Source organism: Micromonospora chokoriensis, assembly GCF_900091505.1.
GTDB lineage: Bacteria > Actinomycetota > Actinomycetes > Mycobacteriales > Micromonosporaceae > Micromonospora > Micromonospora chokoriensis.
This window is the reverse complement of the sequence record NZ_LT607409.1, coordinates 5,173,223-5,188,333: the sequence shown is the minus strand read 5'-3', so window position 1 is coordinate 5,188,333 and position 15,111 is coordinate 5,173,223. Positions and strand designations below refer to the sequence as shown.

The following is a 15,111-nucleotide window of genomic DNA, read 5'->3' as shown; positions in this document are numbered from 1 at the left end:
ATGCAGCGACGTTGGTCAATGGATGTGGAGTGGTGTCCGGCTCGGTCACGGCGCCGGCCCCTCCGGGTGCCGACGCCGCGACCAGGTCAGATCTTCTTCCGGTACGCGCGCAGCGCCAGCGGCATGAACAGCACCACGAAACCGGCGCACCAGGCGAGGGTCCACCACACGTGCGAGCCGAGCGGGGTGCCGAGGAACAGGCCGCGTACCGACGCCACCAGGTGGGTCATCGGGTTGACGTCCACGAACGCCTGCATCCAGCCGGGCAGGGTGTCGGCCCCGACGAACACGTTGGACGCGAAGCTCAGCGGCATGATCAGCGCGAACATGACGCCCTGGACGGCGCCCGCGGTCCGCACCTTCATCGACACGAGCACCGGCAGCCAGCTCAGGCAGAGCGCGAACAGCACCGCGAGCAGACACCCGGCGACGGCCCGGAACAGGTCGGTCTCGATCCGGAAACCCATCACGTAGCCGATCGCGAGGGTCGACACCGTGACGATCACGTACCGGACGACGTCGCCGAGGACCGCGCCGACAAGTGGTGCGGAGCGGGGGATCGGCAACGACCGGAACCTGTCGAAGATGCCCTTGGAGATGTCGGTGTTGAGGTTGACGCCGATCGCGATGGCACCTGTCGCGATGGTCTGCGCCAGGATGCCGGGCAGCAGGAACTGCAGGTAGTCGTGTGTCGATCCGGCGACCGCGCCGCCGAAGACGTACACGAAGATGACCAGGAACAGCACCGGCTGCAACGTGACGTCGATGAGCGCCTCGGGCGTACGCCAGGTCTTGATGAGGCTGCGCTTGGCGAGCGCCAACGAGTGCCGGACCAGTCGGAACGGTCGCGGGTGCGCGGTGATCGTCGACAGCGCCCTGCTCCGGGTGGGTGGTGCGTCGGTCAGAGTGCTCATGCCGCGACCTCCGTGGGGCGGGTGGTGTCGTCGTCGGACGCCGTACGCCCGGTGAGGGTGAAGAACACCTCGTCGAGGCTCGGCAGGTGCAGGGACAGTTCGGTGACCGCGATGCCGGCCGTGGCGAGGCGCGCGACGCTCTCGGTCAGGGCCGCGTCGTCGGTGACCGGCACCGCGAGGACGCCCTTGCGGATCTCGTCGGCCGGCGCGCCGGAGCCGACCTGGCTCAGGATCTCCGCCGTCCGGGGCAGATGCGCCGGGTCGGACGGCCGGACCTCCAGGGTTTGCCCGCCGACCACCCGCTTGAGCCCGTCGGGTGTGTCGTGCGCGATCACCCGGCCGTGGTCGATCACCGTGATCGCGTCGGCGAGCGCGTCGGCCTCCTCCAGGTACTGCGTGGTGAGCAGCACCGTCGAGCCGTTGCCCACCAGCGAGCGGACGACGTCCCACATGTCCTCGCGCTTGGCTGGGTCGAGCCCGGTCGTCGGCTCGTCCAGGAAGATCACGTCGGGGGAGCCGACGAGGCTGGCGGCCAGGTCGAGGCGTCGCCGCATGCCGCCGGAGTAGGTCTTTGCCGGCCGGTTCGCGGCGTCGGTCAGGTCGAACCAGTCGAGCAGCTCGGCGGCCCGTCGCCGGGCGCCGGAACGCCCCAGCTCCAGCAGGGTGCCGAACAGCTCCAGGTTCTGCCGTCCGGTCAGGTCCTCGTCGACCGAGGCGTACTGGCCGGTCAGCCCGATGCTCTGCCGCACGCGCTCGGCGTCCCGTACCACGTCGAAACCACCGATCCGCGCGGTTCCGCCGTCCGGGGTCAGCAGGGTGGAGAGGATGCGTACGGCGGTGGTCTTGCCGGCGCCGTTGGGGCCGAGCACCCCGAGCACCGTGCCCCGGGGAACCGCGAGGTCCACGCCCTGCAGCGCCCTCGTCTTCCCGAAGGTCTTGACGAGGCCCTCGGCCTCGATCACCAGGTCAGCTGTCATGCGTACAGCATGCGCCGGCCCGCTGACACCGCCCCGACACGCGACCGACACCGGCTGACACGGTTGCCGACTCGCCGCCTCCGGTCCGGCGGCCGGCATCCAGCGTGATCCACTCGCGTTCCCCGACTTGGGGGTGTCCGAGCCGCTCGGATAACCCCACTTCCCCGATATCGAGTGGATCACGGCGGTGCCCCCTCGGCGCCATCGAGTCACGTCATACTCCTGCGGGACGTTCACCTGACGGGACCCGAACGACGAGGAGGACGCGATGGGCCGCGTTCTGTTGAGCATGAGCGTGTCGCTGGACGGCTTCGCCGCCGGACCCGACGTCACCAGGGAACAACCGATGGGCGTGGGCGGCGAACGGTTGCACGAGTGGCTGTTCCGCTCCGACGGCGACCGCGCCGTGGCGGCTGACGGGGTCACCCCGGTCGGCGTCGACGCCGCCCAGGCGCGGGAAATCCACGCGACGACGGGTGCCGTGGTGGTCGGCAAGCGGACGTTCGACGTCGGTGTGGACCTGTGGGAGGACACCCCGTTCCCGGTGCCGTGCTTCGTGGTCACCCACGAGGCACGCGAACCGTTGGCGATGAAGAGCGCCACCTTCACCTTCGTCACCGACGGCCTGCACAGCGCGCTACGTCAGGCCCGTCATGCAGCGGGCGACCGCAACGTCCTCATCATGGGCGGGCCCACCACCGCACGACAGTTCGTCAAGGCCGGGCTGGTGGACGACATCCACATCCAACTCGTACCGGTGTTCCTCGGCGCCGGCACGCGCCCGTTCGACGATCTCGGCACCGACCACATCGAGCTCGTACGAACCGCGGTGATCGAATCACCGCACGTCACGCACCTGCGCTTCACCGTCCCGAAGTAACCGCCTGACCTTCCCCTGCCCGCGCGCGGACCGGTCGGTCAGGTCGTGCGGGTCCGTGCAGTCTGGTCACGGTGGCGACACACCGTTAGAGACGTGGGAGAAGGAATCGGCCCCACCCCCATCTAAGGGGTGGGGCCGACGACTGTCCGGTGTCAGTACCGCTGCGACCGGTTCCCGGCCACCCGGTACGCCTTCAACCGGTCGCGCGCCCACCGCAGCTCGGTGCACCCGTCCGGCCGACAGCGCCGACACGCGCTGCCGGCCTGGTGCTCCGCGATGGTCTGCCGGGCCACCATCGGCACCCACACCGACCGGGGCAACTCCCGCTCGATCACCTGCGGTGCTCCCGGAGCGTGCCCCGCGCCCACGTCAACATCTCGCGCCGGTCGCCCTGGCACTGCCCGCAGCCACCGGTGGCCCGGTGCTCACTCGGTGGCTCGTGATGCTGGGCAATCACCCGTTGCGCCGTCCAGATGACCAGCGCTGGCGTCACGGGTCCGTCGTCCATGGCCACGGCTCCACCTCCCAGAAACGGGCAGATCCGGGCACCGATCCCTGATCAGGAACCCGGACCGCTCACCGAAAGGCCCTGGCTGGTTGCCGTCCGTACGAGCCCTCTAGGGAATCGTGCCCTGTCGCACCCGACAGTGTCAAGTCTGACAGCTGTCACATATGACACTGTCGGGTCCGCATAGCGTCCGGTCCATGGTCCGCAGGCTGTACGGCAGCGCCGAGCTACAGGAACGCCTCCAGGTGTCCCGCGCCCGCGTCGTGCAGATCACCAGCAGGCCAGATTTCCCGGAGCCGTTCGATCGCCTGGCCGGGGGAGCGGTGTGGTTGGTGGAGGACGTGGAAGCGTGGATCACCGAGCACCGGCCACACCAAGCACGAGACGCGGACCCGGACGCACGCTGAAACGGCCCGGAGTTAGTGGGTCCGGGCCGCTCGTCTTGGTGCCGTTAGCGCTTGGCAATGCTCTCCAGGGCTTCCGAGATGTACCGCGCGTGCGCTCCGACCCCGATGTGGTCCTGATCCTTTAGTGCGCCTTCTACACCGCTAAGGGCCTCGCGGAGATCGCTCAACTCCTGCGTCTCGGCCAAAGTCGCGTACGCAGCGCCGTACCTGCGGAGGTCGCTGACCCGCGCCCGTTCCTCGCCTTCCCGGTTGTCGTGCGGGCAGTGCTGCGCGTTGGCCTCCACCGCGTCGGGGCCGCTGAAACCGACCGGCCCGTGCCCGTAGAGCACCGTGCCGCCCTGCGACCCGATCCGGTGCGCTCGCGGCTCGGAGGTCTGGAGACCGGCGAAGTGGTCGCCGGACGGCTGCCGACCGCAGGTGCAACCCGGTGCCCGGCGCGCTCGGCGTAGACCATCATCGCGGTGAGGATGTCGTCTGCCCCTGCGGCGTGGTCATGGCCCACACGCCACGGTCGGGGGCGTATCTCACGCGCGTGTCGGTCGGGTAGATGCTCACTGGTCGTCCCCGTTCGTCGGGAGCAGCGATCCGCCGCCCATCATGGCCACGCGGAACCGGTGCTGAATCTCGGCGATCTCGGCCGGTTGCCATGCCTGCCTCGTGGCCAGCGCGGCGCGGTTGGCGTCCAGCTTGCGGCGGGTGGATTCCTCCCACCGGGCTGCCTCTGCCGCCCGTCGCGCCTGGCTGGCCTGCCACTCCTCCTCGGGCGTCACTGGTCGTCTCCGTTCAGGTAGACCACCGCCGCAGCGGCCAGGGAGGCCACGCAGTCCGAGCAGTAGCCGTGTCGGCGCGACGGCTGGGGGAGCGGCAGCGGGCCAGGTGTGCCGGAGTCCCGAGCAAGCCGGTCGGTGGCGATCTGCTCCGCGAGGACGGCGGGCTGCTCGGCCAGCAGTGGCCGGCGGTGGATGCGGCACCGACCGAGTGCGGCACCGGTCACGTCCGGCCGGGCAAGCGGGCTCACGCGATCACGCCTTGCTCGTGCTGGATCACCAGCGCGGCGGGGACGTCCAGGCCGAGTAGCCTGCGCCGGAGCTGGGGCTGGTCCGCAAGTGGCCCGGCATGTACATCACGTTGGCCGGATCGTGGGCGCAGCCGAAGCGCGGGCGCGGGTGGGGTCGCCGAGAAGATCGACTACTGCTGCGGTTTCTAGCATCGGTTCCGGGGAGGTTTTTCCGGGGACTTCGACATGTTCGCTGAGGTGATACAGACCGCCTGACATACCCGGGCGGTGAGGGGGCGGACACGGTTCGCGGACCGCCTCGGGAGGTGCGCTGCCTGCGCTACGCGCCCGAGGTGGAACACAAGGACACCGCACTGCTGCGCAAGAAACGTTCGTGTACCGCGTTCGTTCTGATGGTGGGAGACGGGCGGCGAAACCACCGATCCATCAGACAGCGTCCACATGCTTATCCACAGCGGCGCTCCGGAAGCTGTCGCACTGATGTGCATTTGCCCTTTGGCTGCGCCGCATTGGCGCGTGCGGGGCGGGACGGTAGCGGGGGGAGGTGCCATTACAGTCCAACCGAGCGCGGGAGAGAGGGCCGCCGAACGCTCGGTGGTGGGTTCGCTGTCCGGTCCGCTAGCTACATTGCTCCAACGGAAGTAGCCAGCCTGGTCCGCCAGGTCAAGGCGGCGGACTCCCGGGGACTGGCATCCCCGGGGCCGCCTTGAACGGTCACGTCCGCTCATGTCCGAGGTAAGGACCATCTGCGAGGGAGAACGAGACCAAGTGACCACGGTAACGAGAGGTACCGGGCCGCACCAGCCCGGGGGAGCTGGCAGCACGGAGAACGCCCTGATCGCAGGGTTGCTGCTGGTGACAGCGCTGTCCATCGGGGCGTTGCTCTGCATCGTCTTGAGTAGCGCGGAGGAGAAGGGCAACGTCGCCCCGGTGGCGATTCCCGCCATCAGCGGCATTGCCCTGGCCGCGATCGGGGCGATTGCGGTGGTGCTGCGCAAGCGGCCTCCCCGGGGCCGGCGGTAGCGCGACGAGTCCGGGCGCGAGCGCCGCTTGCGCCCGGACTCCGCAAGTTCATCGCCTAGGGCTGCACCTTCCGGTTGAACTGTTCACCGGCACGGGTGGACAGCCGGAGAGCCTTGGACGCGGACAGCGACGGACACGCGGACAGGTTGGACAACCCGGGGGACGTGGCCGTGTCCGAGCGCTGGACAACCTCCTGACAGCGGACACGCGGACAGCGCGGACACGCGGGCTGTCCGGACCTGGGGCGGCGACCTAGGTCAGTGGACCGATCGGCGTTGAACAGGGAGAACGTCTGGCCCGGACCTAGGTCCGGGCCAGACGTATCGGTGGTGTCGGCCAGGCGGACAACCAGCAACCGGACAGCGCGGACATCGGAGCGCTCCCGAACGTGGCCAGCCGTGTGGATAACACCGGTTGTCCGGGCCGTCCGTTGTCCGTGGCTGTCCTACCTGTCCCCCCGTCCGGACAGGACGGACACTCGCTCGCGCCGGTAGCGCAGCGCGGCGGACATCGGGCCGCGAGCGACCCACGGGCCGGACAGCTCTAGGCGGCAGTACGCCTGCGCTGGAGTGGCCGTCACCGGCACCTCGCAGAGGTCTAGCTCCGCCACGATCTCAGCCCGGGTCGCTGGCATTCGCCATTCCGCGGCCGACCACGGCGGAGCCTCGCGCCACTCGCTCATCGGGTCACATCTACGTGCCGCCGGTACGCGGCGGAGAACCGGCCGCGCTGCGGTGTCATCCACGCCCGGCGGAACGGGTCGGCCGAGATGCGGATGTCGGAGTACTCGTTACCGTTCGGGCAGTGCGACAGCCGCTCAGTCACGTCACCCGGCGCGTGGAGCGGCCGGTCGATGGTGCCGGCCCCGTGCCAGTGGAACGCGCGGCACGGCTCGCAGGGGACGGCCAGGGAGATGGCGCCGTGGCGCGGGTGAGGGAACAGGTAGCCGATGGTCGTGGTGGTCATGGTCGTCTCCTCCGTTCGTGGGTGGGACGTAGTAGGAGTGGGCCAGCGGTAGCGGGGGTGTTCACCCGGCTTCTTCGACCAGTCGGCCGGGGGTGGCCCGGGTGTTCACACGTATGGGCCAGGGGTGGCCGAGGTGTGCAGAGACCGGGTGCCCCACGTGCCTCAAACCGTCCCAGGCCAGCCACCCGAGCCCGGCTGTCCAGCAGAACGAACCGTCGAGCACGTCCCCGGCGACGATGTCCGCCATCTGCGCGTCGGTGAAGGGGTCGAGCGTGGCGGCTCGATGGAGCGACGGCCCCTGTCCGCCCGCCCTGACGACCTGAATGTCCTGGCCGGCCAGGAGACCATCCCACGCTGAACCACACCGACAGCCCGGTCCTCCCTGCGGGGCGGTCTGACCGGCCGCGGCATGTTGCCCGATTCCAGATCCGGTGCGACGGTCGTGGGGCACGTCGGCTCTCTTGACCACTGATTTACTGCTTTACTATGGCACTAGTAAAGCAGTAAGGAGCTGCCGTGTTCGTCTTTCGGCTCGACACCCACTCCGGCGTGCCGCCGTACCTGCAACTGGTCCAGCAGGTCCGCCAGGCGGTGCTGCTGGGCTTTCTCCAACCCGGTGACCGCCTCCCGCTCATCCGCGAGGTGGTGGAGGACCTCGCAATCAATCCGAACACCGTCGCCAAGGCGTACCGGCAGATGGAGCAGGAGAACCTGGTCACCGGCCGGCCCGGTCAGGGCACGTTCGTCAACGAACAGCAGTCGGCCGTGATGTCGGCATCGACGTACACCTCGCTGCGCCGCGGTCTGACGACCTGGCTGCGCCGCGCCTACGCGGCCGGGCTCGACGAGCAGGCGGTCGATGCGCTCTTCACGTCCGTCCACCAGCAGACCAGGAATGAGGACGTGGCGTGACAGCGACCGAGTTCGCACTGCGCACCGACGGTGTGGGCAAGCGGTACCGGAAGGGCTGGGCGCTGCGCGACTGCACCCTGGCCCTGCCGACGGGCGGCGTGATCGCCCTGGTCGGGCCGAACGGCGCGGGCAAGACCACACTGCTGCGCCTGGTCGTCGGGTTGCTGGCGCCGAGCACCGGCACGGTGGAGGTCCTCGGCCAGGACGTCACCGCCAGCACCCCGCAAACCCTCTCCCGGATCGGGTTCCTGGCTCAGGACCACCCGCTGTACAAGCGCTTCACCGTCGCCGAGATGCTCCGCTTCGGCCGGGCCTGCAACCTGCGGTTCGACCAGGGGCTCGCCGAGCGCCGGCTGGCGAAGCTGGGCATCCCGCTCGACCGCAGGGCCGGCACGCTCTCCGGCGGGCAGCAGGCCCAGGTCGCGTTGGCGCTGGCCCTGGCGAAGCGACCGGACCTGCTCGTCCTCGACGAGCCGGTGGCCAGTCTCGACCCACTCGCCCGGCACGAGTTCCTCCAGGTCCTCATGGGCGCGGTGGCCGAAGACGGGGTGACCGTCCTCTTCTCCTCCCACGTCGTGCACGAGCTGGAGCGCGTCTGCGACCACCTGATCGTGCTCAACAACGGCCGGGTCACCCTCACCGGTGACATTGAGACCCTCCTCGCCGAGCACCGGCTGCTCGTCGGCCCGCGCACGACCACCGACCTCGACCGGGCCGGCGCCGTCGTGGAGGCGGTCCACAGCGACCGGCACTCGACAGTGCTGGTCCGCGACGGCGGGCTCCCGGCCGCGCCCGGGTGGCAGGCCCAGCCGGTCGCGCTGGAGGACCTGGTGCTGGCGTACCTGCGCCGGCCGTCCGACCCGAGCGCCGCCGTCACGTCGGGGGTGGCGGCATGACGTGGTTGATCTGGCGTCAGCACCGGACCGAGGTCTGCGTCCTGGGTCTGCTCGTCGGCCTGTTCGGCATCGCCCTGCTCGTGCTCGGGACACAGGCCCACGACCTGTTCCCCGGCGGTCCCGCCCGGTGTGCGGGAGCGGCCGGCATCACCGAGGACTGCGCGGCCTCCTTCCGCCGACTCGACGAGGAGTACGGGAACGTCGAGAACCTCCTGGCGGCCTTCTATCTGGTCCCCGTCGTCATCGGCGCGTTCCTCGGTGCGCCGCTGCTCGCCCGCGAACTGGAGGACGGCACCTGGCAGCTCGCCTGGACGCAGGCCGTGCCGCGGATGCGCTGGCTGGCGGCCAAGCTCGCGGCGCTGGCCGGCGTCACCGTCGCGCTCACCGGGTTGTTCACCGCGGTGCTCACCTGGTTCCGCCAGCCGTTCGACGCGTGGGAGGGGCGGTTCCAGTACGACGCCTTCGACCTGGAAGGACTCGTCCCGGTGGCGTACGCGCTGTTCGCCTTCGGCGTCGCCACCGCCGCCGGGGCGATCCTGCGGCGCAGCCTGCCCGCGTTCGGCGTCGCGTTCGGGGCGTTCCTCGCCGCCCGGATGTCGGTGGCGCTGTTGGCCCGGCCCGCGTACGCCACCCCGCTCACCACCATGGAACCGATCCCCGTCGGCAAGGACCAGGCGGGGCGCCGGCCGGTTTCCGGCTTCGCGGACTGGGTTATCGAACACGGCTACGCAGACGCCACCGGGCGCAGGCTGAGCTCGACCGAATACTACGAGCTGGAGGACGCCGCCAACCGGGCCGGCACCAACCTCAACCACTTCCTGCACGCGCGGGGCGTCCAGCAGTTCGGGGTCTACCACCCGGCCGAGCGGTTCTGGACGTTCCAGCTCATCGAGGCGACCCTGTTCGTCGCCGTCGCAGCGGTCCTGATCGGAGTGGTGGTGTGGCGGATTCGGCGCCGAATGATCTAGCGCCCGGACCGCAGCCGGCGGGGACCGGCTCGCGCACGGACCGGCCGGGCTCCTTGTCAGGAACCCGGCCGGTTGCGGTCGACGCCGTCGGAGAGCTGTCCGGCTCAGCGGGGGGCGTGCTGCGGCGGGAGCTACGGACGGCGCGACCGCTCTCCATGCGGTGGTCTGTCTGCTCACTGCGGCAGGCGGCCCCGCGTGGAGACGAAGTGGTACGACATGACGGCGAACCCGGGGTCACGGACCAGCCGCCGGAACGCGTTCAGTTGGTTCGGCGACAACCCGGCGGCGAGCAGGTCCGGTTCCAACTGGCGGGAGTTCGTCTCGTAGAGCGACGCGCCGGTCGAGCCACCTGCCCAGCTCTGCGAGTGGGTGATGGTGTCCAGCTCGGTGAGGCCGGCGAGGGCCATCTCGGTGTGCACGTCCTGCGCCCAGCCCAGGTCGGCGCCGTGGTCCTCCAGGACGCCCATCATGGCGTCCATCACCTGCCCGAAGAGTTTCGCGGCGTCGTCACTCGGCGCGGTCAGCACCCGTGGCGTCGCGGTGCAGTCGAACTCCTCGACCACCAGCCACCCACCCGGAGCCAACGCGCCGGTCAGCGTACGCAGGACCCGCCGTCGCTCGGGGAGGTGCAGCAACACCAGCCGGGCGTGGATCAGGTCGTACGCGTCCCCGGGTGCCGGTTCGGTCCGGACGTCGTGTCGGCGTACGTGCAGGTTGCCCTCGGCCACCAGATGTGTGGTGTCGATGTCGGTGGCGAGGACGGACCCGTCGTCGCCGACCGCGCGGGCGATCCGCCGGGCCATCGAGCCGCCGCCCGCGCCGACCTCCCAGCAGGTCGCGCCCGGTTGCAGCACCGGTCGGGCGAGTCGGCGTGTCGTGATCGGGTCCAGGAAGGACTCCAGGGCGTGCATCTGGGGAACGGCCTCCGGTTGACCGTTGTCGAAGGTGTACGTGCCATCGCTCGTAGCGGTTGCCATCGGTGTCTACCTCTCCGAGGGGTCGGGTGACGTGGGGGTGTCGGCCCAGAGCCGGGGGGCCGACCGGTTGGGTGGCCGTGGCACGGGGGCGGCGGCGACGCTCACCATCGCCGCCAGCGGGGCGGGGTCGACGCGGGCCTCGGCCGTCGGTCGGTCGTAGACCACCCGGCCGTATTCGAGCACCGCCACCCGGTCCGCCATCTCGATCGCATGCTGGAGTTGCTGTTCCACGAGCAGCACGGTCAAGCCGTCGGCGGCGAGGCCGTTGACGAGTTCGCGAACCCGCGCCGCCAGGTCGGGCGACAGGCCCTCGCACGGCTCGTCGAGGAGCAGCACCCGTGGTTGGCCGAGCAGCGCCCGGGCGATGGCGAGCATCTGCTGCTCACCTCCGGACAGTTCACAGCCGCGGTGTCGTAGCCGTGCCGCCAACCGAGGCAGCAGGTCGAGGGTCCGGGCCACCGTCCAGCCCGCACCACCGGAGGCGGGGGCCCGCCACGGCGCTGCCGCCAGGTGCAGGTGCTCGGCCACCGTCAACCGGGAGAAGACCCGTCGGCCCTGCGGGACGAGACCGACGCCGGACTGGGCGATGCGGTGCGGCTGCCGGCCGGCGAGGTGCACCCCGCCGACCTCGATGCGACCACTGGAGGCGCGCACCAGCCCGGCGATGGTGTGCACGAGTGTGCTCTTGCCCGCCCCGTTGCGACCCACCACGGCCTGGATGCTGCCGGGGCGTACCCGCAGGCTGACCTCGTGCAGCACGGTCCCTCCGGCGTAGCCGGCGCACAGACGATCCACGGACAGCATCAGGCCACCCCGTCGGCGTAGGCCCGCCGCACCAGCGGCGAGGTTCGGATCTCGTCCGGCGTGCCGGCGGCCAGGGTTCGACCGTCGCGCAGCACGGTGACCGTGTCGGAGAGGGCGTACACCAGGTCCAGTCGATGTTCGACCAGGAGTAGGGCGACCGCCCTGGGCAGCGTCCGCAGCATCTCGGCCAGGCGGCCGACCTCGACGGCGGACAGTCCGGCGGCCGGTTCGTCGAGGAGCAGCAGGCGGGGGCGACCGGCAAGGGCCATCGCGATCTCCAACTGACGCCGTTGCCCGTGTGCGAGGTGCCCGGCGGGCACCGCCGCGACGTCGGCGAGGCCCATCTGGTCCAGGAGCGCGCCCGCCCTGTGGTACGCGATGCGGCGACGTCCGCCGGGCCACCATCTGCGCCGTGGAATGACCCGCGGCAACGCCGCGACCACGATGTTCTCCGTCGCGGTCAACGTCGGGAAGACCGCGGGACGTTGGTGGATGCGGTTGATGCCCTGTCGGGCGCGGGCCGCCGGTCCCCACCGGCCGACGTCGCGCCCGTCGAAGCGCACCGTGCCGCGCTGCGGTCTCGTGGACCCGCCGATCACGTTGAGCAGCGTCGTCTTGCCGGCGCCGTTCGGGCCGATCAACGCGTGCCGCTGACCGTCGTGGACGCACAGGTCCACGCTGTCGAGCGCGGCGAGCGAGCCGTACCGCACGGTGACACAGTGGGCTTCGAGCAGGCCGGTCATCGGCGCAGCTCCGGGACGGCGGCCTGCTCGACGGCGGCGGGCTGGTGTGACGGAGCCTCCGGCGGGCGGAGCCGCCGGCTGCGGGCCCGGTTGACGCCGGTGGGCAGCAGGTAGACAGTGGCCACGAACAGCAGGCCCAGCACCAGCGGCGCATGCCCCGGCAGCAGGCCGAACAACCAGTCCCGGGCGGCGATGACCAGCGCCGCCCCGACCAGGGCGCCGCCCACCGAGGCGGTGCCACCGATGACGACACCGAGCAGCAGCAGCGCCGACGTGTCGAAGCCGAAGTCGGCGGGGGAGATGTACTGCTGGGCGACGACCAGGAGCGAGCCGGCGGCACCGGCGATCGCCCCGCCGGCGACGTGCGCGCCGGACAGGTACAGGGGCACCCGGTGCCCGCTGGCCCGCAGCCGCGCCTCGTCGTCCCGGCCGGCCCGCAGCAGCAGCCCGGCCCGGGTACGCAGCAGCACCAGCACCGCGCCGACCAGCGTGGCCGTGACGACCAGGGCGTACAGGTACCGGGACTGGTCGTCGGCGAGGGGCGGGAGCCCCCAGAAGGGGCGGACCGCGGCGATGCCGGCCAACCCGTCCGTGCCACCGGTCACCGACCGCCACCGACCGAGGACGACGACGGCGAGTTCACCGATCGCCAGGGTGATCATCAGGACGACCACCCCCCGGGCGTGCACGACCAGCGGCACGGTGAGCGCGGCCAGCACCGCCCCGGCGCCCGCCGCGACCGCGAGCTGCACGACGCCGACGTCGGAGACCCGGCTGCCGACCACGGCGCACGCGTAGGCGCCCGCGGCGTACGGCGCGGTCTGGCCGAGGGTCGGCAGGCCAGCGACACCGGTGAGCAGGGCCACGCTCACCCCGACCAGGGCCAGCGCCAGCGTCCGGGCGAGGATCGCCGTGGTGTAGTCGTCGACCACCCAGGGCGCCACGACCAACCCGGCCAGGACCAGTGCCGCGACGGCGCCTCGGGCCCGCCGGACGACCTCGTTGCTCACGTCGTCCTCCACCTGCCGGCCAGGCCGCGTGCGCGCACGGCCAGCACCGCGGCCATGGCGGCGAACAGCAGGAACGGCGCGGCGGACGGCAACAGGGCCACCCCCAGCGTCTGGATCTCGCCGATCGCCAGCGCGGCCAGCAGGGTGCCTCCCATGGAGCCGAGGCCACCGAGAACGACGACGACCAGGGACAACAGCAGCACGGTGTCCGCGGTGTCCGTGCCGGGGCCGATGATGGGCGCGCCCAGAACCCCGGCCGCGCCGGCCAGCGCGCCGGCGGCGGCGAGCACGCCGGCGCGGATCCGCGCCGGGCTCACCCCCAGACAGGCGACCATCTCCGCGTCGTCGACGGCCGCGCGGACCAGCATCCCGGCCCTGGTCCGTCGCACCATCAGGTAGAGCGCGACGGCGATCACCGCGGCGACGACGATGAAGACCAGCCGGTACGCGGCGTAGCGGTGACCGGCGACCACCACCGAGCCCTCCAGGGCGGCGGGCACCCGGACCTGTGGATCGTCGGGGCCGAAGCCGGCGACGAGCAGGCTGCCGCCGGCCAACGCCACGCCGAACGTCAGCAGTGCCTGACCCAGGTGGTCACCGGTGGCCACCGGGGTGAGCAGCCCGGCCAGGAGCACCCCCGCCGCGGCGGCGGCCAGCACGCCGACCCCCAGCGCCAACGACAGACTCGCCCAGCCGCCGTCGAGCAGCGCCGCGGCGGTGTAACCGCCGATCGCGTAGAGCATGCCGTGCGCCAGGTTGAGGATGTTGGCGACGCCGAAGCAGAAGACCAGGCCCGACGCGGCGACGAACACGAGCAGCCCGTAGGCGACTCCGTCCAGCGCCGGTATCAGGTACGGGTCGATCCGGTTCGTGCCGGCCGCCACCGCCATCACCGGCCGACGGTCGCGAGGTCACCCACGACGGTGTTGGACAGCGCCCGGCCGTCCTGGCGGACCTGCCGCAGATACCACTTCTGCACAGGGGAGTGTGTGCTGGTGGAGAACTGCCAGGTGCCGCGCGGGCTGGCGATCTGGCCGAGCTGGCCGATGGCCGTGTTGATGGCCTCCGGCGTCGGGTCGTTCCCGGCGGCGCCGATCGCCCGGTCCAGCACCGCCGCCGCGTCGTACGAGGCGAGCGCGTAGGTCGTCGGTGAACCGTCGTGCTTGGACTTCCACGCCGCCACGAAGGCGCGGTTCTCGGCGTTGTCGAGGTCGGGAGAGTAGTTGAGCACCGAGTAGATGCCCCGGGCCGCGTCGCCCTGCGCGTTGAGCACACCGCCCTCGGTGAGGAACCCGGCCGCGTACAGCGGGATGTCCTTGATCTCGGACTGCGCGTACTGCTTGACGAAGTCGACGGCGGCGCTGCCGGCGTAGAACGTGAAGACGGCCGACGCGCCGGAGGCCTTGATGCGGGCGAAGTACGGCGTGAAGTTGGTGGTCGCCGGGAACGGGGTGAAGGTCGTCTTGCCGTCGGCGTTCGCGAGCTTCCCGCCGATCTTCCCGAACGCGTCGGTGAACCCGCGCAGCTCGTCCCAGCCGCCCTGGTAGTCCGGGCCGATGGCGTACACCGAGCCCTTCACGTTGTCCCGGACGTGTTGGGCGATCGCCGCTCCGGGCTCGTCCGACAGGTACGAGGTGTGCCAGACGCGGGAGACGTCCTTGAGCTCCGGCCGCCCGTTGGAGCCGACGAGAGGCACCTTGGTCTCCTCCAGCAGCGGGACGACCCCGGCGACCGAGCCGCCGCCGACGATGCCGGTGAGCACCGACACCCGGTCCTGCTTGAGGAGCTTGGTGGCCGCCGGGACGGCGGTCTGGGCCCCGTTGCCCTCGTCCGCGACGACCAGGTCGACCTGTCGGCCGCCGAGCTTGCCGTCGTGGGTGTCGAGGTAGAGCTGGAAACCGTCGCGGATCTCCGTACCGACGGCCTGGTACGTCCCGGACAGGGACGCGAGCAGGCCGATCTTTATCGAACCGCCGGCGCTCGTGCCCGGCGCGTCGTCACCGCAGGCCGCGCTGCCGGTCAGGACGACCGCGAGCAGTGCGGCGGTGAGGGCACGGCTGCGCCCAGGGGTGGTGAGAGGCATGTCTTTCTCCAGAGGAAGGGAGGGG

19 protein-coding genes are annotated in these 15,111 nt (G+C 71.1%); 6 read left to right on the top strand and 13 right to left on the bottom strand.

The genetic code is table 11. The annotated features are described in order from the left end of the window. Nucleotides 1-86: 86 nt before the first annotated feature. Both GA0070612_RS24130 and GA0070612_RS24125 read right to left on the bottom strand, forming a co-directional pair. Nucleotides 87-914 (bottom strand): ABC transporter permease, encoded by an 828-nt coding sequence (locus tag GA0070612_RS24130; protein WP_088989991.1) that lies wholly within the window; start codon nt 912-914, stop codon nt 87-89. After that, complete coding sequence (locus GA0070612_RS24125; RefSeq protein ID WP_088989990.1) at nt 911-1,891, bottom strand: ATP-binding cassette domain-containing protein; 981 nt, start codon at nt 1,889-1,891, stop codon at nt 911-913. Before GA0070612_RS24125 ends, GA0070612_RS24130 begins: the two co-directional genes overlap by 4 nt. Nucleotides 1,892-2,159: 268 nt before the next feature. Between GA0070612_RS24125 and GA0070612_RS24120 the strand changes: the two genes are divergently transcribed. After that, entirely contained in the window at nt 2,160-2,771 is a 612-nt protein-coding gene (locus tag GA0070612_RS24120) for a dihydrofolate reductase family protein (protein ID WP_088989989.1), read from the top strand. A 152-nt stretch (nt 2,772-2,923) separates the two neighbouring features. Here GA0070612_RS24120 and GA0070612_RS24115 read toward each other — a convergent pair whose 3' ends face one another. Continuing rightward, complete coding sequence (locus GA0070612_RS24115) at nt 2,924-3,139, bottom strand: hypothetical protein (protein ID WP_157742581.1); 216 nt, start codon at nt 3,137-3,139, stop codon at nt 2,924-2,926. Between the two features lie 337 nt (nt 3,140-3,476). On the opposite strand from GA0070612_RS24115, the gene GA0070612_RS24105 reads away from it, so the two are divergent. Next, nucleotides 3,477-3,686: a helix-turn-helix transcriptional regulator gene (locus tag GA0070612_RS24105; protein ID WP_088989986.1), complete on the top strand. Its 210-nt coding sequence runs from the start codon at nt 3,477-3,479 to the stop codon at nt 3,684-3,686. 44 nt (nt 3,687-3,730) lie between these two features. Here GA0070612_RS24105 and GA0070612_RS24100 read toward each other — a convergent pair whose 3' ends face one another. From GA0070612_RS24100 to GA0070612_RS24090, 3 genes are all read right to left on the bottom strand, one after another. Then, the gene (locus tag GA0070612_RS24100; protein ID WP_088989985.1) at nt 3,731-4,015 is read right to left on the bottom strand and encodes a hypothetical protein; all 285 of its coding nucleotides are present in this window, start codon (nt 4,013-4,015) and stop codon (nt 3,731-3,733) included. Between the two features lie 222 nt (nt 4,016-4,237). Then, entirely contained in the window at nt 4,238-4,456 is a 219-nt protein-coding gene (locus GA0070612_RS24095) for a hypothetical protein (protein ID WP_088989984.1), read from the bottom strand. Continuing rightward, the gene (locus tag GA0070612_RS24090; protein ID WP_088989983.1) at nt 4,453-4,704 is read right to left on the bottom strand and encodes a hypothetical protein; all 252 of its coding nucleotides are present in this window, start codon (nt 4,702-4,704) and stop codon (nt 4,453-4,455) included. Before GA0070612_RS24090 ends, GA0070612_RS24095 begins: the two co-directional genes overlap by 4 nt. An 855-nt stretch (nt 4,705-5,559) precedes the next feature. On the opposite strand from GA0070612_RS24090, the gene GA0070612_RS24085 reads away from it, so the two are divergent. Then, nucleotides 5,560-5,727: a hypothetical protein gene (locus tag GA0070612_RS24085; protein ID WP_157742580.1), complete on the top strand. Its 168-nt coding sequence runs from the start codon at nt 5,560-5,562 to the stop codon at nt 5,725-5,727. A 678-nt stretch (nt 5,728-6,405) separates the two neighbouring features. Here the strand turns inward: GA0070612_RS24085 and GA0070612_RS24075 are convergent. Next, nucleotides 6,406-6,693 (bottom strand): hypothetical protein, encoded by a 288-nt coding sequence (locus GA0070612_RS24075; protein WP_088989980.1) that lies wholly within the window; start codon nt 6,691-6,693, stop codon nt 6,406-6,408. Nucleotides 6,694-7,209: 516 nt separating this feature from the next. Between GA0070612_RS24075 and GA0070612_RS24065 the strand changes: the two genes are divergently transcribed. From GA0070612_RS24065 to GA0070612_RS24055, 3 genes are read left to right on the top strand one after another with little or no spacing between them, the layout of a single operon-like run. Then, nucleotides 7,210-7,605 carry a GntR family transcriptional regulator gene (locus GA0070612_RS24065; RefSeq protein WP_088989978.1) on the top strand — a complete coding sequence of 132 codons (396 nt, stop codon included), beginning with the start codon at nt 7,210-7,212 and terminating at the stop codon, nt 7,603-7,605. Continuing rightward, nucleotides 7,602-8,501: an ABC transporter ATP-binding protein gene (locus GA0070612_RS24060; protein WP_088989977.1), complete on the top strand. Its 900-nt coding sequence runs from the start codon at nt 7,602-7,604 to the stop codon at nt 8,499-8,501. Before GA0070612_RS24065 ends, GA0070612_RS24060 begins: the two co-directional genes overlap by 4 nt. Then, nucleotides 8,498-9,469 carry an ABC transporter permease subunit gene (locus tag GA0070612_RS24055; RefSeq protein WP_088989976.1) on the top strand — a complete coding sequence of 324 codons (972 nt, stop codon included), beginning with the start codon at nt 8,498-8,500 and terminating at the stop codon, nt 9,467-9,469. The genes GA0070612_RS24060 and GA0070612_RS24055 overlap by 4 nt, the downstream gene beginning before the upstream one ends. Before the next feature lie 173 nt (nt 9,470-9,642). On the opposite strand, the gene GA0070612_RS24050 is transcribed toward GA0070612_RS24055, so the two are convergent. From GA0070612_RS24050 to GA0070612_RS24025, 6 genes are read right to left on the bottom strand one after another with little or no spacing between them, the layout of a single operon-like run. Next, nucleotides 9,643-10,446, bottom strand: a complete 804-nt coding sequence (locus GA0070612_RS24050; RefSeq protein ID WP_088989975.1) for a methyltransferase — start codon at nt 10,444-10,446, stop codon at nt 9,643-9,645. Nucleotides 10,447-10,452: 6 nt separating this feature from the next. Next, nucleotides 10,453-11,250: an ABC transporter ATP-binding protein gene (locus GA0070612_RS24045; protein ID WP_088989974.1), complete on the bottom strand. Its 798-nt coding sequence runs from the start codon at nt 11,248-11,250 to the stop codon at nt 10,453-10,455. Next, nucleotides 11,250-11,993 carry an ABC transporter ATP-binding protein gene (locus tag GA0070612_RS24040; RefSeq protein WP_088989973.1) on the bottom strand — a complete coding sequence of 248 codons (744 nt, stop codon included), beginning with the start codon at nt 11,991-11,993 and terminating at the stop codon, nt 11,250-11,252. Before GA0070612_RS24040 ends, GA0070612_RS24045 begins: the two co-directional genes overlap by 1 nt. Further along, entirely contained in the window at nt 11,990-13,003 is a 1,014-nt protein-coding gene (locus GA0070612_RS24035; protein WP_157742579.1) for a branched-chain amino acid ABC transporter permease, read from the bottom strand. The genes GA0070612_RS24040 and GA0070612_RS24035 overlap by 4 nt, the downstream gene beginning before the upstream one ends. Continuing rightward, entirely contained in the window at nt 13,000-13,893 is an 894-nt protein-coding gene (locus tag GA0070612_RS24030) for a branched-chain amino acid ABC transporter permease (RefSeq protein ID WP_231924695.1), read from the bottom strand. The genes GA0070612_RS24035 and GA0070612_RS24030 overlap by 4 nt, the downstream gene beginning before the upstream one ends. After that, nucleotides 13,893-15,086: an ABC transporter substrate-binding protein gene (locus tag GA0070612_RS24025; protein ID WP_088989970.1), complete on the bottom strand. Its 1,194-nt coding sequence runs from the start codon at nt 15,084-15,086 to the stop codon at nt 13,893-13,895. Before GA0070612_RS24025 ends, GA0070612_RS24030 begins: the two co-directional genes overlap by 1 nt. Nucleotides 15,087-15,111 lie beyond the last annotated feature (25 nt).